The organism is Kribbella sp. NPDC048915 (assembly GCF_040649595.1).
Lineage (GTDB): Bacteria > Actinomycetota > Actinomycetes > Propionibacteriales > Kribbellaceae > Kribbella.
In genome coordinates this window covers 180,626-203,045 of sequence record NZ_JBEZFT010000004.1, presented here as the reverse complement: position 1 = coordinate 203,045, position 22,420 = coordinate 180,626, and the positions used below count along the sequence as shown (strand labels likewise).

The window sequence follows — 22,420 nt, the reverse complement described above, 5'->3', positions numbered from 1 at the left end:
AAACCGCAGGGCCGGATCGCCCGGCCGCGCCGAATCAAGCCGGGCAACACGGGGACACCGGGCAACACGGGGACACCGGGCAACACGGGGACACCAGGCAACACGGGGACACCGGGCAACACGGGAACACCGGGCAACCACGGGACGCCGGGCGCGCGGATCAGACCGGGCCGCCTGGGCAGACCAGTGTCGACAACCTCATCCCGCAAGGACGGCTCCACCACCGCGCCAAAACCTTCGGCGGGTGGCGGAACCGCCGCGTGCCCGGCGGCGGGATCGAGTGGACCAGCCCGCACGGGTTCCGGTTCCTCGTCGACCACACCGGCACGCACCGACTTCCGTAGAGTGCCCGGCGGCTGTCAGTGGTCGGCCGCCTCCTGACACGGCGGGGTCGCCGAAGGGGCTCGGTGAAGCGGCGGGCGGATAGGGCGCTGGTAGAAGAAGATGCCACTGCGGAGCAGCCCATTTAGTCGGCGCTTGCTGAATCGGGTGACCTCGCCGGGCCCGCCAGGTCGTTGTAGCCAACCATCAAGTCTCCGACCTTTCTCCGACCTTCTCGGATCTTCCGGCGTCCGCACCCGCCTGGCGCTTAACGAGCAGTCGCCGGGGTTTCGTCGCCGACAGTCGATCTCGACGTCGCGCGGGCGCCTGGGGCCCGAGCGGATGGTCTCGGTGATCAGGTCGGCGTCGCGGGTGTCGGTCCCGCCGTGCTGGGGTGCGGGTTGGCGATGCGGCGCATCGCTAGTCAGGGGCTAGGGGCACGTCTGAGAGTCCAGCGCCTACTGCGGGGCACTCGGCACGGCAGGCATCTCGCCCGGCATCTCGCCGCACGTGGCCAAAGGCCACGATGTTCCGTATCGAGACCTTCGCTCCCGCGCGGCGAGCTACCGCACCGAGCACCTCCTCGCTACGGCGCTGAATTGTCAGACATGCCTAGGTGGGCGCCCGCGAAGGCCGAGATCGTGCGCGCGAGGGCCTGTGATCGGGGCCGGCTGGTTGAACGGCGGACTGGGCCTTGGCGTACATCGCGTGGACGCCGTCGCCGAACAGGTTCACCTGGAACTACACGGCCTACTCCGCTTTATGGTGGTGGTGCGGCGACAGCATCCGCTCCAGGTGTTCTTCGGTTTCGTCGGCGGCGACGAAGAGGAGTTCGTCGTTGAGTTCGAGGGTGCCCTCCGGGTCGGGGCGCAGGACGCGGCCTTCGCGGAGGATGACGACCAGGGCGGTGTCGAGCGGCCAGTCGACGTCGCCGACGCGCTGGCCGATCATCGGGGAGTCCTCGGGGAGGGTGAGCTCGACGAGGTTCGCGTCGCCCTGGCGGAAGGTGAACAGCCGGACCAGGTCGCCGACCGACACTGCTTCCTCGACCAGCGCGGACATGATCCGCGGTGTGGACACCGAGACGTCCACACCCCACGCCTCGTTGAACATCCACTCGTTGCGCGGGTGGTTGACCCGGGCAACGGTTCGCGGGACGCCGAATTCGGTCTTCGCGAGTAGCGAGACGACCAGGTTGACCTTGTCGTCACCGGTGCTCGCGATCGCCACCTGGCAGCGCTGCAGTGCGGCCTCCTCGAGCGAGGACAGCTCGCAGGCGTCGGCCAGCAGCCACTCGGCGCGCGGTACGGACTCGGCCTTGATCGCGCGCGGGTCCTTGTCGATCAGCAGTACTTCGTGGCCGTTCTCCAGCAGTTCGGCGGCGATCGAACGACCGACGTTGCCGGCACCGGCGATGGCTACCCGCATCACAGCTCCTCAGGCTTGTGGCCGAGCTGGGACTCGATCGCGGCGGCGTCCCGCTCCAGCATCACGACGTGCACCAGATCACCCTCCTGGATGACCGTGTCGGGCCGCGGCAGCAGGCCCTCGCCGAGCCGGGTCAGGAACGCGACCCGGGCGCCGGTCGCCTTCTCGATGTCGAAGGCGGCGCGGCCGATCCAGTCGGAGTGGACGTGCACCTCCGCGAGCCGGACGGTCCCGGACGGGTCCCGCCATTCCGGCTCGGAGCCTTCGGGCAGCAGCCGGCGCATCATCTGGTCGACCGTCCAGCGGACCGTGCCGACGGTGGGGATACCGAGCCGCTGGTACACCTCGGCGCGGCCGGGGTCGTAGATCCGGGCCACCACGTTGCCGATCCCGAACGTCTCGCGGGCCACCCGGGCGGCCAGGATGTTCGAGTTGTCGCCGTTCGAGACCGCCGCGAACGCCTGGGCGTCCTCGATGCCGGCCTCGATCAGAACCTCCCGGTCGAAGCCCATCCCGACAATGGTCCGCCCGGTGTACTCCGGGCTGAGCCGGCGGAAGGCGTCGGCCGACTGGTCGATGATCGCGACCGTGTGGCCGCGCTTCTCCAGACCGCGTGCGAGCATCGACCCGACGCGGCCGCAGCCCATGATGACGACGTGCACTCGCTGATCACTCCTCGCCCGCTGGGGGCCCGCTGGCAAGTTCGGCAGGGATAGACGCTACACCGGAGCCGGGCTCCCTCTAACATCACCGGTGTGACTCCCGCTCTCGGCGACATCGGCAAACGGCTCCTGCTCGGTCGCAAGCTGCGCAGCACCCAGCTGGGTGAGACGCTGCTGCCCAAGCGCATCGCCCTGCCGGTCTTTGCCAGCGACGCCCTGTCGTCGGTTGCCTACGCCCCGGACGAGATCTTCCTGACGCTGTCGATCGCCGGCCTCGCCGCGCTGACGATTTCGTGGAAGATCGCGCTGGCGGTCGCGGTGGTCCTCGTCGTGGTAGTGCTGTCCTACCGGCAGAACGTGCACGCGTACCCGTCCGGCGGCGGTGATTACGAGGTCGCGAACGTCAACCTCGGGCCGACCGCGGGCCTGACCGTCGCGAGCGCGCTGCTGGTCGACTACGTCCTCACCGTCGCGGTGTCGATCTCGTCCGCCGCGCAGTACGCCGCCTCGGCCATCCCGGCGCTCGAGGGGCGTCAGGCCACGGCGGCCGTGATCGCGGTGCTGTTCCTCACCACGATGAACCTGCGCGGGGTCCGCGAATCGGGCGCGGCGTTCGCGATCCCGACGTACATCTTCATGTTCACGATCCTCGGGATGGCGGCGTGGGGCTTCGGCCGGATGCTGTTCGGGACCCTGCCGGACGCGCCGACCGCCAACCTGGACATCGTGGCCGAGAGCCAGTTCGCCCAGGGGGCGAGCGGGCTGGCGATGGCGTTCCTGATCCTGCGGGCGTTCTCGTCCGGGTGCGCGGCGCTGACCGGTGTCGAGGCGATCAGCAACGGCGTACCGGCGTTCAAGAAGCCGAAGAGCCGCAACGCCGCCACCACGCTCGCGCTGCTCGGCTCGATCTCGATCGTGATGGTCATCAGCGTGGTCACTCTCGCCAACGTGATGAAGGTGCGGTTCGCCGAGGACCCGGCGCGGCAGTTGGAGCGCAACGGCGTACCGGTCGGCAGCGGCTACCACCAGGACCCGGTGATCGGGCAGCTCGCGAAGGGCATCTTCGACCACTTCAGCCCCGGCTTCTACCTGGTCGCCGCGGCCACCGGCGTCATCCTGGTGCTGGCCGCCAACACCGCCTTCAACGGCTTCCCGGTGCTCGGCTCGATCCTCGCCCGCGACGGGTACCTGCCGCGTCAGTTGCACACCCGCGGCGACCGGCTCGCGTTCAGCAACGGCATCATGATCCTGGCCGGCTTCGCGATCGTGCTGATCGTTGCCTTCGACGCCTCGGTGACCCGGCTGATCCAGCTGTACATCGTCGGCGTGTTCGTGTCGTTCACGGTCAGCCAGACCGGCATGGTGCGGCACTGGACCCGGCTGCTGCGCGACGAGCGCGACCCGGCCCGGAGAGCGCGGATGATGCGGTCCCGCGTGATCAACGCGGTCGGCCTGACGCTGACCGGCGTGGTGCTGGTGATCGTGCTGATCACCAAGTTCACCCACGGCGCCTACATCGCGATCATCGCGATGGGCGTGCTGTTCTTGATGATGAAGGGCATCCACCGGCACTACGAGACGGTGCGCAAGCAGATGGCGGCCGAAGGCGACGAGCCGCTGATGCTGCCGTCGCGGGTGCACTCGATCGTGCTGGTGTCGAAGCTGCACAAGCCGACGCTGCGGGCGCTGGCGTTCGCCAAGGCGGCCCGTCCGTACATGCTGGAGGCCGTCACGGTCGACGTCGACCGTGACGAGGCGGACGCGCTGCAGGCCGAGTGGGATGCCCGCGGTATCCCGATCCCGCTCAAGCGGCTCGCCTCGCCGTACCGCGAGATCACCCGGCCGATCCTGCAGTACGTGCGCGACATCCGGCGTCAGTCACCGCGGGACGTCGTCATGGTCTACATCCCCGAGTACGTCGTGGGGCACTGGTGGGAGCACCTGCTGCACAACCAGAGCGCACTGCGGCTGAAGGGACGGCTCTTGTTCACACCTGGTGTCATGGTTACGTCCGTTCCTTACCAGCTGCTGTCGTCGCAGGGGGCCGAGGAGCGGCAGGAACGGGTGGAACGGGTTGCCGGCCAGGTACGGCGCGGGGCCCGCAAGACGTCAGGAGATCGGTGACAGACAGTCTGGACAGTCTGGTCGGGGCAGTGGTCGAGCTGGCGGTGGGACCTGTCGCGCACGGGGGACATTGTGTCGCCCGGCACGAGGGGCAGGTGGTCTTCGTCCGGCACGCCCTGCCGGGAGAGCTCGTGCATGCGCGCATCACCGAGCAGACCGCGAAGTACCTGCGGGCCGACGTGGTCCAGGTGCTGACCGCATCGCCGCAGCGGGTCGAGCCGCCCTGCCCGTTCGCCGGGCCGGGGCTCTGCGGTGGTTGCGACTTCCAGCACGCGAACATCGTCGAGCAGCGGCGCCTGAAGGCGACCGTGGTGTCGGACACGCTGCGGCGGATCGGCGGCATCGAGCGGACCGTGGTGATGGAGTCCCCGGGTGACGACGGGCTCGGCTGGCGGACGCGGATGCGGTACGCCGTCGTGGACGGCCGGCCCGGTATGTACGCGCACCGCTCGCACGACCTGGTACCGATCGATCGTTGCCTGATCGCCCATCCCAGAACCCCCGACGTACTGAGCTCGCGGTGGCCTGGCGTCTCGTCCGTACAGGCGGTGGTGTCGTCCGAGGGCAAGACCGCCGTACTGACCGACAAGGACCCAGGGGAGCGGCTCGTCGAGGTGGTCCGGGACCGGCGGTTCCTGGTCGAGGCGGGCGGCTTCTGGCAGGTGCACCCGGCGGCGCCGGAGACGCTGCTGGACGCCGTACTGAGCGGGCTGGAGCCAATGGCCGGTGAGACGGCGCTGGATCTCTACTCCGGCGCCGGGCTGTTCGCGGCCTTCCTCGCCGAGGCCGGGTGTCCGGTGCTGGCGATCGAGGGCGACAAGGACGCCGTACGGAACGCGCGGCGGAACCTGCACGACCTGGACGGCGTGACGCTCGAGCAGGGCGATGTGGACCGCGTCCTGAACGCCGCCGCGGGGCAGGGGCTGGAGCATGTGGACCTCGTCGTCCTCGATCCGCCGCGCACCGGCGCCGGCAAGGACGTCGTACGGCGGATCGCGCGGCTGACCCCGCGCCGGGTGGCCTATGTGGCGTGCGATCCGGCGGCGCTGGCGCGTGATCTGAAGACGTTCGGGCGGCTCGGGTACGGGATCGCGTCGCTGCGGGCCTTCGACCTGTTCGGCATGACGCACCACATCGAGTGCGTCGCCATCCTGGAGCCGGTGGACGCTCCGGTGGCCAGTGCGGGAGGGCTCGGGTAGCGTTCTGGCTCGGATTCCGATGCGCTGGAGACCTGATGCCGCTCGTTGACCTGGACGACCCGGAGGAGTTGCGCGCCCGCTGGACCGCACTCGCCGCGGTCGCTCATGCCACCGGGTTCGACCGCCGGTGGTACGCCGATGCCGACGGATACCACCACCAGGACGAGAGCGCCTCCGTGCTCCGGATGGTCCGCCTGGGCGAGGGGCGGGCCGTGCTGTGGGGATTCCACACGCAGCACAGCCAGACCGCCGGCGAGAACCTGCTCGACGGATCCCCGGACTGGATCGGTCAGCCCGAGGTGCGGCAGCGGCAAGACGCGGGCGAGCTCGGGTTCGTGTACGGCGCGTTCAACGGCAGCTGGGCACGCGCGTCGTACCCCGGTGATCCGTGGGAACCGGTCGAGGACGGCTTCGCGCCGATCGGTGCGTGGATCACGTCGGACGAGGCGACCGCCGATGTCATGTCGGAATGGGTCGCGGCGTGGTGCGACTACCTCGGCGGGCTGGACGAGCTGCGGCCGGCCGGTGTCGAGCTGATTCAGGCGGCCGCCGGGTCCGGGATCTCGGCGGCGGCGCTCGGTGCGTACTTCGGGCACTTCGCGATCGATCCGCGGTCGCCGGTGCAGCCCGATCTGCCCGCGGGCGTCGGCGCGGCCGAGGATTTCACGCGGGACTACGCGCCGAACGTTGCAGAACCGGCAACTTTCGCCGACGAACCTGACACGGCCGAGGTCTCGGTCGTTGAAGACGCTGTGATCGGAGATACCCCGCACGTCGAGGCGCACGTCGAGGACGACGAGTCGTACGTCGTCCCGCCCGGAATCAGCCCCTTCACCGGTCAACCCATCGAGCCGGCGGTGGCGCCCACGACGTACGAAGGCGACGACTTCTTCGACTCCCTGTTCGCCGACGCACCCGCCGCCGCCTCCGCGGAGGTGGCGGCGACTCCCGAGGACGACTGGGAAACCGCCGAACAGCAACCGTGGACCGGTCCCGCCTGGGTCAACGGCGAATGGGTGGAAGACCCCAGCAGCCTTCCCCAGTCCCCACCGCCGCCGGCACCTTCGGGGGACGTGGCGCCGGCCGATTCCCCCTTCGCTCCGGGCCAACTGATCCCTGGCGACGCCGTACCCGCGAACTCCCCGTTCGCCCGTACCCAACCGCTCTCGCCGATCGACCGGCCGCGGGTGGAGTCGCCTGCCAGTCCTGCTCCGCCGAGCGTCCCGGATGCCGCTGGTGAGTTCGATGCTGGTGAGTTGGACGACGACGCGCCGACTGCGGAGATCGAGCCGGTGCTCGCGCTCATCGCGTCCGGCGAGAGTGATGCGCCGGGGCCTCAGCCGGAACCGGCAGAGGTTGATGCGTATGAGACTGCTTCGGAGCAGGAAACCGCCGAGGAGCAGGAAGCGGACGTGGACGAGCCGGCGTCGTTCACCGGCCCGTCGCCGTTCGCGCCGGTGGCCGCCGCCGGATCCGAGCCGATCGTCGAGCCGCCTGCTGCGGTGGACCCACCTGTCATCGACGCCGACGACCAGACCGCCGAGATCCCGGCGATCCTCGACGACACCGAACCACCTGCCGCCGAGACGCACGAGTGGTCTCTCAGTGCGGAACCGTGGGAAGGGCCGTCGGACGAGGAATCTCAGGGGGAGGCTGCTGCGGCCGGTGTCCTGGCGAGAGCTGCTGGAAGTGCGGGTGAAGGTCAGGTAGAGGGTTATCTGCAGGAGCGGGTTCGGGAGGCGGGCCGGCCTCAGCCTGAGAGCGCGATGGTGGTGCCGGGGATCGGGTTGGTGGGGACCGGCGGGCCGTTGGTGACGCCTGAGCCGGGGTCGCTGGAGGAAGCGATGCGGGCCGAGGTGGAGCGGCCGCGGCCCAAGCCGGCGGAGTCGGAGGCGTTTCGCAGGTTGCAGGCGTGGTGCCGGGCACGCACGAAGATCGTGCCGTCGGGCTTCACGATCCAGGTGCAGGTGCTCGACCCGGCCGCGCCGTCGTACCGGTTCGATCTCGAGCCGCCGGAGGTCGCCGACCCGGAGTTCGCAGCCGGCAAGCTGACCGAACTGCTCGGCGACCTGTGGCTGGCGGAGGCCGAGAGCGAGCAGGACGGCTGGCTGTTCGCGCGGATCGACGCGGCCGGCCGGACGGTGCGGATCGACCGCTGGTACGACCAGGTGCCCGACTGGTGGGACAACCCGGTCGAGGACCGGCTGAACGTCGACCGCCTGGTGCGCCGGCTGTACAGCCGCGGCGCCGAGTGGCAGCCGTCGTATCTGGAGAAGCTGTACACCAGCGCGAGATAGCGTGGGCGCCATGCTTCTCAGGATCTTCACCGAACCCCAGCAGGGCGCCACGTACGACGACCTGCTCGCGGTCGCCCGCAAAACCGAGGAGAACGGCTTCGACGCGTTCTTCCGCTCCGACCACTACCTGGTGATGGGGCCGAACGACGGCCTGCCCGGCCCGACCGACTCCTGGATCGCGCTGGCCGGCCTGGCCCGTGAAACGCAGCGGATCAAGCTCGGCACCCTGGTCAGCTCGGCCACCTTCCGCAACCCCGGCGTACTCGCGATCTCGGTCGCGCAGGTCGACCAGATGAGCGGCGGACGGGTCGAGCTCGGGCTCGGCGCCGGCTGGTACGAGGCCGAGCACAAGGCGTACGGCCTGCCCTTCCCCGACACCAAGGCCCGCTTCGACATCTTCTCCGAGCAGCTCGAGCTGATCACGGGGCTGTGGAACACGCCGGTGGGGGAGAAGTACAACTTCGCCGGCGAGCACTACCAACTCAGCGACTCGCCGGCGCTGCCGAAGCCGGTGCAGCAGCCGCACCCGCCGATCATCATCGGCGGTGCGGGCAAGAAGCGGACGCCGGCCCTCGCCGCGCAGTACGCCGCCGAGTTCAACGCCGGGTTCCGCAGCGTCGAGGAGACCGCGACGCTCTTCAAGCGTGTCCAGGAAGCCTGCACGGCGCGTGGCCGCGACCCGCAGACGCTCGCGCTGTCCACCGCGCACACCGTCGTGGTCGGCAAGGACGACGCTGAGGTCAAGCAGCGTGCGGAGGCGATCGGACGCGACGTCGACGACCTCAAGGCGAACGCGATCGCCGGCACGCCGGCCGAGGTCGTCGACCGCCTGGGCCGGTTCGCGGCCGTCGGATCGCAGCGCCAGTACGTCCAGATCATGGATCTGCAGGACTTGGACCACCTGGACCTGATCGCGGCCGAGGTTCTTCCACAGGTTTCCTGACGGTGGGAAACATGGCTCGATGTCGTGTATCTTGATGTCGAGAGAGTTTCGCGAGCGGCGCGAGGTTAGGGGAGCCTGACCTCGCGACCCGCGGCAGCGCTCGGCAGGATGGGCGTAGACACGGACTGGACAGAGGAGCGGGTTGATGGCGAGCGTCGACAGCTTCGGTGCCAAGGGGGCACTCGAGGTCAACGGGCAGTCGTACGAGATCTTCAGGTTGGCGGGTATCGAGGGTGCGGACACACTGCCGTACTCGCTGAAGATCCTGCTGGAGAACCTGCTGCGCACCGAGGACGGCGCGAACATCACCGCCGACCACATCCGCAAGCTCGGCAACTGGGACCAGAACGCGGCCCCGGACACCGAGATCCAGTTCACCCCGGCGCGGGTGATCATGCAGGACTTCACCGGCGTCCCGTGCGTGGTCGACCTGGCCACGATGCGCGAGGCGGTCGCCGAGCTGGGCGGTGACCCGACCAAGATCAACCCGCTGGCGCCGGCCGAGCTGGTCATCGACCACTCGGTGATCATCGACGTGTTCGGTACGCCGGACGCGTTCGAGCGCAACGTCGAGTTCGAGTACGGGCGGAACCGCGAGCGCTACCAGTTCCTGCGCTGGGGCCAGACGGCGTTCGACGAGTTCAAGGTCGTCCCGCCCGGCACCGGCATCGTGCACCAGGTGAACATCGAGCACCTGGCCCGCACGGTGATGGTCCGTAACGGCCAGGCGTACCCGGACACCTGTGTCGGCACCGACAGCCACACCACGATGGTGAACGGCCTCGGCGTCCTGGGCTGGGGCGTCGGCGGTATCGAGGCCGAGGCCGCGATGCTCGGCCAGCCGGTGTCGATGCTGATCCCGAAGGTCGTGGGCTTCAAGCTGACCGGCTCGGTGCCGGCCGGCGCGACCGCGACCGACGTCGTACTGACGATCACCCAGATGCTGCGCAAGCACGGTGTGGTCGGCAAGTTCGTCGAGTTCTACGGCGACGGCGTGGCAGCAGTCCCGCTGGCGAACCGGGCGACGATCGGCAACATGAGCCCCGAGTTCGGCTCCACCTGCGCGATCTTCCCGATCGACGACGTCACGCTGGACTACCTGCGGCTGACCGGTCGCTCCGACGACGCCGTCGCGCTGGTCGAGGCGTACGCCAAGGAGCAGGGCCTGTGGCACAACCCGGCCGTCGAGCCGCGGTACTCCGAGTACCTCGAGCTGGACCTGTCGACCGTGGTGCCGTCGATCGCCGGCCCGAAGCGCCCGCAGGACCGGATCGAGCTGAGCAAGGCCAAGGAGTCGTTCCGCGGTGTCCTCGGTGACTACGCGACCGAGGAGCTCGACGTCGACCCGTCGGAGACCGGCAGCTTCCCGGCCAGCGATGCGCCGAACGGCCACGGTCACGTCGACGACAGCCCGCACGTCCCGCCGCAGAAGTCCGAGCGGCCGACTAAGAAGATCACGGTCAGTCTGGACGGCCAGGAGGTCGAGCTCGACCACGGCCACGTCGTGATCGCGTCGATCACATCCTGCACCAACACGTCGAACCCGTCGGTCATGCTGGCCGCCGCGCTGCTCGCGAAGAACGCGGTCGACAAGGGCCTGGCGTCGAAGCCGTGGGTGAAGACCTCGCTCGCGCCCGGGTCGAAGGTCGTCACCGACTACTACGAGAAGGCGGGCGTCACGCCGTACCTGGAGAAGCTCGGCTTCCACCTGGTCGGCTACGGCTGCACCACCTGCATCGGCAACTCCGGCCCGCTGCCCGAGCCGATCTCGGCCGGGATCCAGGAGGCCGACCTGGCGGTCGTGTCGGTGCTGTCCGGCAACCGGAACTTCGAGGGCCGGATCAACCCGGACGTGAAGATGAACTATCTGGCCAGCCCGCCGCTGGTGATCGCCTACGCGCTGGCCGGGACCATGGACTTCGACTTCGAGACCGATGCCCTGGGCAAGGACTCGGACGGTAACGACGTCTTCCTGCGCGACATCTGGCCGTCGGCCGAGGAGGTCGAGGCGACGATCGCGAACTCGATCAACAAGGAGATGTTCGCCAAGGACTACGCGGACGTGTTCGCCGGTGACGAGCGTTGGCAGTCGCTGCCGACGCCCGAGGGCAAGACGTTCGCCTGGGACCCGGAGTCGACCTACGTCCGCAAGCCTCCGTACTTCGACGGGATGGCGAAGGAGCCGGCGCCGGTCACCGACATCGCCGGTGCGCGGGTGCTGGCGAAGCTGGGCGACTCGGTCACCACCGACCACATCTCGCCGGCCGGTTCGATCAAGGCCGACAGCCCGGCCGGCAAGTACCTGGCCGAGCACGGCGTGGACCGCAAGGACTTCAACTCCTACGGTTCGCGCCGCGGCAACCACGAGGTGATGATCCGCGGTACGTTCGCGAACATCCGACTGCGCAACCAGATCGCACCGGGCACCGAGGGCGGTTTCACCCGCGACTTCACCAAGGACGACGCGCCCGTCACCACGATCTACGACGCCGCCCAGGCGTACGCCGAGAAGAACATCCCGCTGGTGATCCTGGCCGGCAAGGAGTACGGCTCGGGTTCGTCGCGGGACTGGGCGGCCAAGGGTACGGCGCTGCTCGGCGCGAAGGCCGTCATCACCGAGTCCTTCGAGCGCATCCACCGGTCGAACCTGATCGGTATGGGCGTGCTGCCGCTGCAGTACCCGGAGGGTGAGAACGCGGAGTCCCTCGGCCTGACCGGGGAGGAGACCTTCGACATCACCGGCGTCACCGCGCTGAACGACGGCGACATCCCGCGCACGGTGCACGTCACCGCGACCGCGCCCGACGGATCGGTCAAGGAGTTCGACGCGGTCGTCCGCATCGACACCCCCGGTGAGGCGGACTACTACCGCAACGGCGGCATCCTGCAGTACGTGCTCCGGTCGCTGATCGCGAGCTGACCAACAGCAAACATGGTGCGGGGCCGGTCGATGACACCATCGACCGGCCCCGCTCTTCAGTTGGTGATCACGTGCCCGGCTTGGGATAGATCCGCGGCAGCAGGCCGTAGTCGTGCTTGCTCGGGTGCAGCGAGATGTACTTGCCCGAGTACATGCAGCTCGACGTACTTGTCGCGTGGTCCAGCGACAGCGCGTGCCCCAGTTCGTGGCAGGCGACGGTGCGGCGCTGGTTGGCGGTCAGCTTGTAGTGGTCGTTCAGCTTGACCGTCACCGGACCCTGTGTGCCAGGCTTCCACGACGTCAGGCCCAGCCACCCGTTGGCGCCGGGTCGTAGATGGTGACGGTCGTCGAACCGTCCTTCGCCGTGCCGGTCACGTAGACCGTGTCGGTGTGCACTTCCTCCGGTACCGCTGCGGCCTGCGTCGAAGCCGCCTCGGTGTCCACCGGCTGCGCAGTGCTGCTGCCGGCGAACACCGCTGTCACGACCCCCGCGACGGCGAGGATCGCACTGATGCGTAGTGCTTGCCTCATCGTTCGTTCCCCTCTTCGTTTGAAACGTCCGTTTGGACCCTTCGATTGCACCGCCGGACGGCAGCAGGTCGCCAGGAAGAACAACCGGCAGTTCCGGTCCTGCCGGTGGTCGAGAACTGTCGGACCGGCAGGGTTTACTGATCCCATGACCGACAGAGCAGCGCCACGTGACGTCGTCAGGGCCGCCTGCGCGGCGCACGGGGAGGACGCGATCGTCGACTGGAGCAAGGCGTTCCTGAGCGGCGAGATCTCCGGCGAGGAGGCGTACGGCGCAGCGCTGCCGAAGCTCGTCGCGATCACCGGAGCGGAGAACCCCGGCGGGTGGAGGGCACCGGTTGATCCGGTCAACTACTACTGGGTCCGGGTGTGGGCGGCGCGGGTCTTCCGGTACGTCTGGCGCGACGACGTGGTCGACGTACTGCGCGACGCTGCCGCCGATCCTGCCTGGCGGGTCCGCGAGCATGTCGCGAGGATCACCGCGCAGCGCGAGCTCGGGGAACTCGTCGACGCGCTGCTCCCGATGCTCGACCACGAGCTGCCGCGCGTGCGGGCGGCCGCGGTGCGGGCTGTCGGTGCTGCGGGGGAGTACGAACACGCCGAGGCGATCCGCCCACTCGCCGACGACCCCGACCACACCGTCCGAGCCGCCGTCGAACGCGCCCTCGCCACCTTGGGGCAACGCCTTGACCGTCCCGTCCGGTGAGCACATCTCCACCCGGCAAGCGACGGCATCCGACGGCGCCGTGCTGATGCTCACGGACGTCGGTCGGCGAGGCGCGCCTTCCTGACCGTCAGGACGTCCTCGGAGTTGAGCATCTCCGTGAAGGCACCTGGGCCGCCGTGCAACTCGTCCAGGTAGCGGTACAGCCCCTGGAGCAGTCGGCCGATCTCAGCCGCCCATCCGTCCTGGCGAGCCAGCTCGTCGGCCAGGACGCGGCCCTGAGGCAGGGTGAGGGACGAGTTCACCGGCTGCTCGAACCGGATGACGGTGTCGAAGTACTCGTCCGCGTCCGGGTCGTTCAGCTCGACCGGGCGATGGTCGTCGTCCAGCACCGGTGAACCGGTCGGGGCCTCCCGCCGCAGCCGTCGGACCAGCGCGGCCACCTCGACCCGGTCGACCGGCCGTAGGAGCCGGTCGAAGCCGTCGCCGCCGTACAGATCGTCGAGGTACTCGCACAGTGCGGCGAAGTGCTCCACTGCCGCGGCGGCCGCACCGCTCACGACGGCGAGCATGTCCCGGCCGAACCGCCGCGCCTGCTCGACGGTCAGCGCGGAAGGCTCGAGCGCCTCGATCATCGGTTCGGTCATCGGTGCCTCCATTCCGGCGCGCGATGCCGCCCGCCGCCGTACGTGCCGGCGGCCTCATGCGCACCGGCCCGATGCGCCTCGGATCCCGGGGGCCGGTAGCCGGCAGGCGCCTGGCCGGACCGGGCCCCGCCGGGGACGAGATGGTCCGGCACAGGCGCGCGGCCCGCGGGCCAGGCCGGGTTGTGGTGCGCGACCCAGTTCCGCAGACCGGGCGAGGAGAATTCCAGCCGGCCACCGTCTGCCGAGACGTCGATCAGGCCGCGGCCGTCGAGCGACTGCCGCGCGGCGTCGAACTGGGCCCAGGCCGCGAGGTCGCCCGGTGGCAACTGGTTGACGGCGGACACGATGTCCAGCCCGTCCGGTCCGGCGTCGGCCATCCAGACCAGCAGCCGCTTCTCCTCGGGCGAGCTGTCGTTCCAGGCGGCCTCGTATGCCGCCGCCCGTCCGGTGTCGACCGCCTGGACCGCCCAGGACGCTGCCCGGTCGTCGATCGAGTACACCCCGTGCTTCGAGCACTCGACGGCCGCGCCGACCAGGTCGGACAGCCGGCCGGCGTTCCCGTTGGCGGCCTGCAGCAGCTGCTGCTGGATCGGCGGCGGGCAGTAGGCGTCCACGATCTCCATCGGCACGACCTTGGCCAGCGCGTACCGCAACATCGGACGCAGTTGCTGGTCGGTGAACGGTTCGCACTTGCGGATGTCGTACAGCCGGCCGAGGTCGCCGGCCCGGCCGTCGATCCCGCGCGAGGCCTTGTGCAGCAGGGTCGGCGCGTTCTCACCGCCGCTCATCGCGAGCACCACCGGCAGACCGGTCTGCTCAAGATGTTCGGCGAGTTCGTTGATCGCGGCCAGGTCCCGCAGACTCGCTCGGTGGATGTCGTCGATGACGATCATCGCGGGCAGGTTCTTCTGGCGGGCCAGCTCACCGGCCGCGTCCGCCAGATCGTTCAGGGTGGCCGGCGGGCGGGACCGCACCTGATCCTTGAACTTGAACTCGTACTGCGGGAGCAGCCCGCCCGGGGAAGGGGTCCGGACACCGCCCATCGGTGTCTTCTCGCCGATCTGCCGGGTGAGCTCGCGAGCCACCTTCTTGACCCCGCGCATCCGCCACCGGCCGTGAACCCGGCGCAGCGTCCCCAGTTGGTTGGCGATCGTGCGCGCGAAGTTGTTCTCCAGCGGCTCGTTCCCCGTGGCCTTGACCCGCAGGACCAGCGCGCCGGCAGCCTCGGCGGCCCGGTGTGCGCGGTTGAGCTCCGCCGTCGTGCCGAGACCTGCGGCGCCAGTGAACAGTACGGCGGGCTTGCCGGTCCAGCGGCTGGTCAGCGGGATCGGACGACCGGCGGTGTCCCGGCGTTCGATCAGCGGGCCGTTCGGTGCGAGCGTCATTCCCCCGCCTTCCGGTCGACCACCACGGCGGGCCGACCGTGGCGGAGGCCGCGGGCCGCGACCTGTCCGCGAACCTAGGCGCGCCGGATGAAGCCCCGGTGAACTGAGACGTTCGGCTGCCTTAAGCGGAGAGCGCTAGTTCTCGAGGGCGGCGCGGAGCTTGCCGGCGTATTCCTCGGCCTCGGCGGTGTCGGCGTACTTGGTGCGGGGCCAGAAGAAGCCGCGGAGGCCGTCGCCCTTGGTGCGTGGTACGACGTGGACGTGCAGATGCGGCACCGACTGCGAGACCACGTTGTTCACGGCAACGAATGATCCCTGCGCGTCGAACGCGGTCCGCACGGCGCTCGCCACCGACCGCGCCGCCCCGAACAACGGCACCATCACCTCGTCGGTCATCTCGACCATGGTCGGCACGTGCGACCGCGGCACGAGCAGCGTGTGCCCCTTGAACACCGGCCGGATGTCGAGGAAACCGACCACGTCCGCGGTCTCGAGGACGATCTGCGCAGGCGTCGTACCGGCGATGATCGAGCAGAAAAGACAGTCCGCCATCAGGTCAACCTAGCTTCTCGTCGGTGAAGCACCAGCGCCAGGTCTCGCCCGGCTCGAAGCTGCGCATCACCGGGTGCTTGGACTCCTCGTAGTGCTTGGCGGCGTGCTTCATCGGCGACGAGTCGCAGCAGCCGACGTGACCGCACGCCAGGCACAGTCGCAGGTGGACCCAGGTGCTGCCGATCGCGAGGCACTCCTCGCAGCCGTCCGGCGTGTTCGGCGTGACCACGACCGGCGCCTGCTCCAGATGCTCACACGCACCACCGGGCGTGACGACCGGCCGCAGGTCCTCGGACCGCCCGCCGACGTCGTCGTCCTCGTCGCGGTCGAGGACGGACTCCTCGATGTCGAGCGCGTTCTGCGCCCGCTGCAGCACCTCGTCGGGCACCAGACCGGCGTCGCGGACCTTCAGGATGTGCGCGCGTTCTTCGGCCAGCATCGCGAGCCGCAACCGCCGGTACGCCTCACTGGGCGTCTCGTACTCGGTCTCCGGCCGCCCGAGTCGCTCCCACGCCGCCTGTGCCCGGGCGTCACCGCGCTGGCGCAGCAGTTCGAGCACCTGCGGCGGGTCCGACGGTGTCGAGATCTCGTCCAGCTTCGCCATCCCGGCGCGGTGCGCACCTTGGAGTACGGCGGCCTCCTGCAGGGCATCCTCGGCCGGATCGGGAGCGGGCAGGCCGACGCGCCGTACCAGCCAGGGCAGCGTCGAGCCCTGCACCAGCAGCGTGCCCGCGGTGACGGCCAGCGCGATGAAGACGAGCACCTCGCGATGCGGGGTGTTTTCGGGAAGCGTGAAGACCGCGGCCAGCGTGACGACACCGCGCATCCCGGCCCAGGAGACCACGATCAGCCCGTTGAGCGACACCGGCCCGGACCGGGACGGACCGAGGATGCGCCGGTTCAGGAACGTCGTCGGGAAGATCCAGAGCGGCCGGAGCAGCACCACAGCCAGGAAGACCGCGACGGTCGTCGTGGCGATCAGCCAGCCCGGCAACGGGCTCTCGGCCAGGTCCTCGAGGATCCACCGGGTCTGCAGGCCGATCAGCAGGAACACCGCGTTCTCCAGCAGGAACTGGAAGGTCCGCCAGTTGGTGCGCTCCGACATCCGGGACTTGGCGGACTGGATCAGTGGCGCCTTGTGGCCGAGCAGCAGTCCGGTGATGACGACGGCGAGGACGCCGGACGCATGGATCTCTTCGGCCGCGATGTAGGCGATGAACGGGGCCGTCAGGCTGAGCGTGGTGTCGAGGACCGGGTCGGTGAACCGGCGGCGGATCTTCGCCAGCAGGAAGGTCGCGGCGAAACCGACCAGCACGCCGCCGCCCGCGGCGATCAGGAAGTCCAGGCCGATGTCCCAAATGGTCGGTGTCACCACGGCGGCCGCGATCGCCGTTCGCAGGCAGACCAGCGCGGTGGCGTCGTTCATCAGGCTCTCGCCCTCGAGGATCGTGACGATCCGGCGGGGCATGCCGACCCGTTTGGCGATCGCGGTCGCGGCCACCGCATCGGGCGGCGCGACCACGGCGCCGATCGCGAACGCGGCCCACAGCGGCAGCGGTTTCTGCCCGAGCGACTCGGCGATCGGGCCGAGCAGCCACCAGGCGACCAGGCCGACGCCGAGCGTGGTGAACGCGACCAGCAGGATCGACAGCTGCCCGATCGAGCGGCGGTGCTTGGAGAAGTCGATCAGGCTGGTCCGGATCGCGGCGGCGTAGAGCAGCGGCGGCAGGAAGCCGACCAGGACGACCTCGGGCTCGAGTTCGACCCGCGGGATGAACGGCAGGTACGACGCGGCGACGCCGACGACGACCAGCAGCAGCGGCGCGGAGATCCCGATCCGGCCCGCCAGCGCGGCACCCGCCGCGACGACGGCGACGAGGGCCACGAGTTCGATCGCGATATGCACCCGCACAGTCTCCCAGTGGGCCGCCGTTTTCCTCTAACGTGTTCGGAGCGGGATTCGGCGATCACGAGGAGTGACGGATGCGTCGTGTGCTTGGTCTGGTCTTGGCCCTCGTCCTGCTCGTCGCGCCGGTCGTCCCGGCCGCGGCCGCCAGTACGGTCACGAACGGCTGTGTCGAGTCGGTGCCCGAGCCCGGTACGACGACTCCGGTGCGGATCTGCTACTCGCTCTTCAAGCCCGCGACCGCCTCGAAGCAGCACACCGTGCCGCTGATCCTGCACAGCCACGGCTGGGGCGGCAGCCGCACCACGGACCCGGCCGCGTTCGCCGCGTGGCTCGATGCCGGCTTCGGCGTACTGAGCTTCGACCAGCGCAGCTTCGGCCAGAGCACCGGCGTCGCCCATGTGATGAACTCGGACTACGAGGGCCGCGACGTGGTGAAACTCGTCGACCTGGTCGGCGGCCTGGACTGGGTCACCCGGCAAGGTCCCGGCGACCCGCTGATCGGTGCCATCGGGGGCTCGTACGGCGGCGGCTTCCAGTTCGCCGGCGCGTTCACCGAACTCCGCGATCGCGGCCGGACCCGCCTGGACGCGCTCGCGCCGGAGGTGACCTGGTGGGACCTGAAACAAAGTCTGGCCCCGCAGGAGGCCGCGCGGACGCTGTGGCTGTCGATCCTCTTCGCCGGCGGCGGGACACACCTCCCGCCGGCCGTGTCGAAAGCCTTCGTCACACTGATCGCAACCGGTGCGTGGCCGCCGGGCCGAATGGGCCGTGACCTGGACGCGTTCTTCGCGAAGAACGGTCCCGCCTGGCACGTGCAGCAGGGGCGCAAGCTGGACATCCCGGTGCTGTTCGGTCAGGGCATCTCCGACAACCTGTTCAACCTCAACCAGGGCCTCGCGAACTTCGACCGCGCGCTCACCGCACGCGCCCGGGCCGGCTCGATCTTCGTCGGGTACAACGGCGGCCACACGCTGCCCAGCGTCGTACCGCCGGGCTACGCGACGGCCGGCGACCCGTGCTCGGTGGCGCTCGGATCACCGTCGTTCTCGGCGCTGTCGATCCGTTTCATGCGGCAACACCTGCTGCACCAGACGAGCGGTTTGACCGGGTACGGCGCCTACCACCTGTCGACCGCCGACGGCCGCTGCCTCACCCAGCGCAGCCTGACCGCGAACAAGCGCTACCCGCTCGGCAAGATCGTCGTGCCGACCGGTGCCGGGTTGCCGGTCAACCTGCCGATCGCGAAGGGCCCGATCACGGTCGCCGGTACGCCGAAGCTCACCGCGGACGTGTACACGGTGGTCCCGCGCTCGGCGGTGTATCTCGCGCTCAGCGTCGGCGCCGACCCGCTGACGGCGAAGGTCGTCCAGAGCAACACCATGCCGCTGCGCGAGGAGCGGACGGCCCGGGGCGTACGACGTACCGTCGAGCTGCCCGCGATCGCGGTCGACGTGCCGCCCGGCCAGAACCTCTACCTCATGGTCGCGCCGATCGCCGACATGTACGCCGGTCAACGCGGGCCGATCCCGGGCGTGATGATGCTGAAGAACGGGGTCCTGACCCTGCACTCGGCAGGCGGCGCGACGCCCTAGACGGACCTAGCGAATCCTGTCCAGGTGGGTCTTGTAGACGGTCAGGAACGGCTCCTCGGCGCTGACCGCCTGCACCAGCCAGTCACACGTCTGCCGCGCGGTCGCGATCACGTCCGCCGGGTACCCGTACCGCACCTGGTGCTCGGCGAACTCGTCCTCGTCGTCGATGAAGACGGTCCCGTCGCGCCGCTTGATCACGTCCAGGTCGAGGTCGATCATCGTCACGACGTCCGCGGAGAACTCGACCGGTGTGGTGATGTCGGCGTAGATCAAGGTCGTCCGCGGCTCGTCGTTGAAGATCGCCGTGAACCACCGGTCGCGCGGGAACAGTTGCACATGCGCGTGATCCTGCGTCACCTCCGGCTCGCTGCCGCGCTGCGCCACCGACCCCGCCGGCGCGCCGAGCCACAGCCCGTACGCGTCCTCGCCGAGGTAACGCATCCACTGATGCCAATGCAACTGCTCGTCGTACTTCCGATACACCACCCGGACGTCACGCATAACGCCCAACCTATCGCTCTGGGGGTCCGGCCCGATCGGCGCCCACGGCTCCGGCCACTTCTGCAACTTGCTGCAATTTTGCCGTGGGGAGTGGACCGGTCGCGGAGGGCGACGGAGCATGGGGGAGGTCGGCCCCAGGCCGGCGGGTCGGTCCTCGAGGGCTCAGGGGGGCTCCTAGCCTCCGAGGGCCGATCTCTGGGATCAGGCGTTCAGGGCGCGGATCTTCTCCAGATAGGGCAGGTAGGCCGTCAGGAAGGGCTCTGTGGTGGTGATGGTGGCCGCCAGGTGGGCGCAGGTGGCCCGGGCGGTGGCGATCACCTGGGGCGGGTAGCGGTAGCGGACCTGGTGCTCGGCGAACTCGTCCTCGTCCATCACGTGCACGGTGCCGTCGCGGAGCAGCCGGATGTCGAGGTCGAGGTCGACCGCGGTGACCCAGTCGATGCCGAACTCGGCCGGCATCGTGATGTCGCAGTAGATCGCGGTCTGGTGCGGCTCGTCGTTGAACAGCGCACTCCACCACTGCCCACGGGGAAACAGCCGCACCCGGTGGTGGTCGATGGACTTCCAGCTGCCGTCGGCGCGCTGGCCCTGCGTCCCGGGGGCCGAGCCGACCCACAGGCCGTGCTCGTCCTCGCCGAGCCGGACCGCCTCGACCAGACGATGCGGCTGCCCGTCGTACTTGCGGAACAGGGTCCGCACCATCTCGACCCGGTCCGCAGCCTGGTCCTCCGCCCGATCCGCCACCCGATCACCCTAGGTGAGACCTGCCACACCGCCGAACCAGGCACACCCGGGTAGCGTCTGGAGGGGGAATAGACTCAAGCATTCGAGAACGATCCGCGGGAGGAGCTCGATGCGCGTGCTGGAGACGCTGGGAGGGCCGGCCGATCTCAAGCAGCTGACCGGTCAGCAGTTGACCGATCTGGCGGCGGAGATCCGTGACGTGCTGGTCGAGACGGTGTCCCGGACCGGCGGTCACCTCGGGCCGAACCTCGGCATGGTCGAGATCACCTTGGCGATGCACCGCGTGTTCGACTCGCCACGCGATCGCCTGGTCTACGACACCGGCCACCAGACGTATGTGCACAAGCTGCTCACCGGCCGGGCCGGCGAGTTCGGCACGCTGCGTCAGCAGGGCGGCTTGTCCGGGTATCCGAGCCAGGCCGAGTCCGAGCACGACATCGTCGAGAACAGCCACGCCTCGACCTCGCTCTCGTACGCCGACGGCCTCGCGAAGGCGTACCGGCTGCGCGGCGAGGACCGGCACGTGGTCGCGCTGATCGGCGACGGCGGACTGACCGGCGGCATGGCCTGGGAGGCCCTGAACAACATCGCCACCGCCAAGGACCTGAAGCTGGTCATCATCGTCAACGACAACGGCCGCTCGTACAGCCCGACCGTCGGCGGCCTGGCCACGCACCTCACCAGCCTGCGCACGAACCCGCGGTACGAGAAGATCCTCGACCTGATCAAGAAGAACCTCGGCCGGACGCCGTACGTCGGCCCGCCGATGTACGAGGTGCTGCACGGGGTGAAGAAGGGCCTGAAGGACATGCTCGCCCCGCAGGGCATGTTCGAGGACCTCGGCCTGAAGTACGTCGGCCCGGTCGACGGCCATGACCGGCAGGCGCTCGAGGACGCGCTGCGGAACGCGAAGGCGTTCGGCGGCCCGGTGATCGTGCACGCGGTGACCAAGAAGGGCTTCGGGTACGCCGCCGCCGAGCAGGACGAGGAGGACAACTTCCACCAGATCCGCCCGGTGCACAAGCCGCGCGGCTGGACGGACGTGTTCGCCGACGAGCTGGTGAAGATCGGTCACCGCCGTCCGGACGTGGTCGCGATCACCGCCGCGATGCTGCACCCGACCGGTCTGGCCGCGTTCGCCGACGAGTTCCCGGACCGGACCTTCGACGTCGGCATCGCCGAGCAGCACGCGGTGACCAGCGCGGCCGGTCTGGCGATGGGCGGGCTGCACCCGGTCGTCGGCCTGTACGCCACCTTCCTGAACCGCGCGTTCGACCAGCTGCTGCTCGACGTTGCGCTGCACAAGTGCGGTGTCACGTTCGTGCTCGACCGGGCCGGTGTCACCGGTGACGACGGGCCGAGCCACAACGGCATGTGGGACATGTCGATCCTGCAGGTCGTTCCCGGGCTGCGGCTGGCCGCGCCGCGGGACGGCAAGCGGGTCCAGGAGCTGCTCAACGAAGCCGTCGACGTGGCCGACGCCCCGACCGTGCTGCGGTACGCGAAGGGCGAGGTGTTCCCCGACATCGAGGCGATCGACCGGGTCGGGCAGGCCGACGTACTGCGGCGTTCGGGCAACGACGTGCTGCTCGTCGGGATCGGTGCGATGGCCGCGACCGCGATGGACGTGGCGCAGCGGCTCGAGGCGCACGGTTTCGGTGTCACCGTGGTCGACCCGCGCTGGGTGAAGCCGGTGGACCCGGCGCTCGTCGAGCTGGCCAGGGACTTCGAGCTGGTCGCCACGATCGAGGACAACGGCCGCGCGGGCGGTTGCGGCACGATGTTCGCCCAGGCCCTGCGGGACGCGGGCGTCCAGACGCCGGTGCGTGACTTCGGCATCCCGCAGCAGTTCCTCGACCACGCCAAGCGCGCCGCCGTACTCCAGGAGATCGGGCTGACCGGCCAGGAGCTGGCCCGGGAGATCACCGAGCAGCTCACCCGTCAGCACGGCGAGGCGCTCGACGAGCCGGACACGGCCGCCGACCGGCCGCGTAACGCCTAACG

The 22,420-nt window shown here is 69.6% G+C and carries 18 protein-coding genes; 8 read left to right on the top strand and 10 right to left on the bottom strand.

Translation table 11 applies throughout. The annotated features are described in order from the left end of the window. Window positions 1-1,071: 1,071 nt before the first annotated feature. Window positions 1,072-1,749 carry a TrkA family potassium uptake protein gene (locus AB0B82_RS04230; RefSeq protein WP_360162288.1) on the bottom strand — a complete coding sequence of 226 codons (678 nt, stop codon included), beginning with the start codon at window positions 1,747-1,749 and terminating at the stop codon, window positions 1,072-1,074. Then, a complete protein-coding gene (locus tag AB0B82_RS04225) occupies window positions 1,749-2,411 on the bottom strand; it encodes a TrkA family potassium uptake protein (protein ID WP_360162286.1) in 663 nt (220 codons plus the stop codon). The genes AB0B82_RS04230 and AB0B82_RS04225 overlap by 1 nt, the downstream gene beginning before the upstream one ends. A gap of 93 nt (window positions 2,412-2,504) precedes the next feature. Between AB0B82_RS04225 and AB0B82_RS04220 the strand changes: the two genes are divergently transcribed. The 5 genes from AB0B82_RS04220 to acnA all read left to right on the top strand — a co-directional run bounded on the left by AB0B82_RS04220 (window position 2,505) and on the right by acnA (window position 11,894). Then, window positions 2,505-4,535, top strand: a complete 2,031-nt coding sequence (locus tag AB0B82_RS04220; RefSeq protein ID WP_360162284.1) for an APC family permease — start codon at window positions 2,505-2,507, stop codon at window positions 4,533-4,535. Further along, on the top strand, window positions 4,532-5,734 hold the full coding sequence (locus tag AB0B82_RS04215) for a class I SAM-dependent RNA methyltransferase (RefSeq protein WP_360162282.1): 1,203 nt from the start codon (window positions 4,532-4,534) through the stop codon (window positions 5,732-5,734). The genes AB0B82_RS04220 and AB0B82_RS04215 overlap by 4 nt, the downstream gene beginning before the upstream one ends. A gap of 35 nt (window positions 5,735-5,769) precedes the next feature. Next, complete coding sequence (locus AB0B82_RS04210; protein ID WP_360162280.1) at window positions 5,770-8,031, top strand: hypothetical protein; 2,262 nt, start codon at window positions 5,770-5,772, stop codon at window positions 8,029-8,031. Window positions 8,032-8,041: 10 nt separating this feature from the next. Continuing rightward, window positions 8,042-8,974, top strand: coding sequence for an LLM class F420-dependent oxidoreductase (locus tag AB0B82_RS04205; RefSeq protein WP_360162278.1), 933 nt, complete (start codon window positions 8,042-8,044; stop codon window positions 8,972-8,974). Window positions 8,975-9,119: 145 nt separating this feature from the next. Further along, window positions 9,120-11,894, top strand: coding sequence for an aconitate hydratase AcnA (acnA, locus tag AB0B82_RS04200; protein WP_360162276.1), 2,775 nt, complete (start codon window positions 9,120-9,122; stop codon window positions 11,892-11,894). Window positions 11,895-11,961: 67 nt separating this feature from the next. Here the strand turns inward: acnA and AB0B82_RS04195 are convergent, their stop codons facing one another. Next, window positions 11,962-12,204 (bottom strand): matrixin family metalloprotease, encoded by a 243-nt coding sequence (locus AB0B82_RS04195; RefSeq protein ID WP_360162314.1) that lies wholly within the window; start codon window positions 12,202-12,204, stop codon window positions 11,962-11,964. Next, on the bottom strand, window positions 12,195-12,425 hold the full coding sequence (locus tag AB0B82_RS04190) for a hypothetical protein (protein ID WP_360162318.1): 231 nt from the start codon (window positions 12,423-12,425) through the stop codon (window positions 12,195-12,197). The genes AB0B82_RS04195 and AB0B82_RS04190 overlap by 10 nt, the downstream gene beginning before the upstream one ends. 145 nt (window positions 12,426-12,570) lie before the next feature. On the opposite strand from AB0B82_RS04190, the gene AB0B82_RS04185 reads away from it, so the two are divergent. Beyond that, complete coding sequence (locus AB0B82_RS04185; RefSeq protein WP_360162274.1) at window positions 12,571-13,128, top strand: HEAT repeat domain-containing protein; 558 nt, start codon at window positions 12,571-12,573, stop codon at window positions 13,126-13,128. Window positions 13,129-13,178: 50 nt separating this feature from the next. Here the strand turns inward: AB0B82_RS04185 and AB0B82_RS04180 are convergent, their stop codons facing one another. The 4 genes from AB0B82_RS04180 to AB0B82_RS04165 all read right to left on the bottom strand — a co-directional run bounded on the left by AB0B82_RS04180 (window position 13,179) and on the right by AB0B82_RS04165 (window position 17,576). Beyond that, a complete protein-coding gene (locus tag AB0B82_RS04180) occupies window positions 13,179-13,733 on the bottom strand; it encodes a hypothetical protein (RefSeq protein ID WP_360162272.1) in 555 nt (184 codons plus the stop codon). Further along, a complete protein-coding gene (locus AB0B82_RS04175; RefSeq protein WP_360162270.1) occupies window positions 13,730-15,118 on the bottom strand; it encodes an AAA family ATPase in 1,389 nt (462 codons plus the stop codon). The genes AB0B82_RS04180 and AB0B82_RS04175 overlap by 4 nt, the downstream gene beginning before the upstream one ends. A gap of 135 nt (window positions 15,119-15,253) precedes the next feature. Next, window positions 15,254-15,670, bottom strand: a complete 417-nt coding sequence (locus AB0B82_RS04170) for an HIT family protein (protein WP_360162268.1) — start codon at window positions 15,668-15,670, stop codon at window positions 15,254-15,256. Between the two features lie 4 nt (window positions 15,671-15,674). Further along, entirely contained in the window at window positions 15,675-17,576 is a 1,902-nt protein-coding gene (locus AB0B82_RS04165) for a Na+/H+ antiporter (RefSeq protein ID WP_360162266.1), read from the bottom strand. Between the two features lie 77 nt (window positions 17,577-17,653). On the opposite strand from AB0B82_RS04165, the gene AB0B82_RS04160 reads away from it, so the two are divergent. After that, entirely contained in the window at window positions 17,654-19,171 is a 1,518-nt protein-coding gene (locus AB0B82_RS04160) for a CocE/NonD family hydrolase (protein ID WP_360162264.1), read from the top strand. A gap of 6 nt (window positions 19,172-19,177) precedes the next feature. On the opposite strand, the gene AB0B82_RS04155 is transcribed toward AB0B82_RS04160, so the two are convergent. After that, window positions 19,178-19,672: a DUF402 domain-containing protein gene (locus tag AB0B82_RS04155; protein ID WP_360162262.1), complete on the bottom strand. Its 495-nt coding sequence runs from the start codon at window positions 19,670-19,672 to the stop codon at window positions 19,178-19,180. Window positions 19,673-19,873: 201 nt separating this feature from the next. After that, a complete protein-coding gene (locus AB0B82_RS04150) occupies window positions 19,874-20,416 on the bottom strand; it encodes a DUF402 domain-containing protein (protein ID WP_360162261.1) in 543 nt (180 codons plus the stop codon). A gap of 109 nt (window positions 20,417-20,525) precedes the next feature. On the opposite strand from AB0B82_RS04150, the gene dxs reads away from it, so the two are divergent. Beyond that, window positions 20,526-22,418: a 1-deoxy-D-xylulose-5-phosphate synthase gene (dxs, locus tag AB0B82_RS04145; RefSeq protein ID WP_360162259.1), complete on the top strand. Its 1,893-nt coding sequence runs from the start codon at window positions 20,526-20,528 to the stop codon at window positions 22,416-22,418. Window positions 22,419-22,420: the final 2 nt, after the last annotated feature.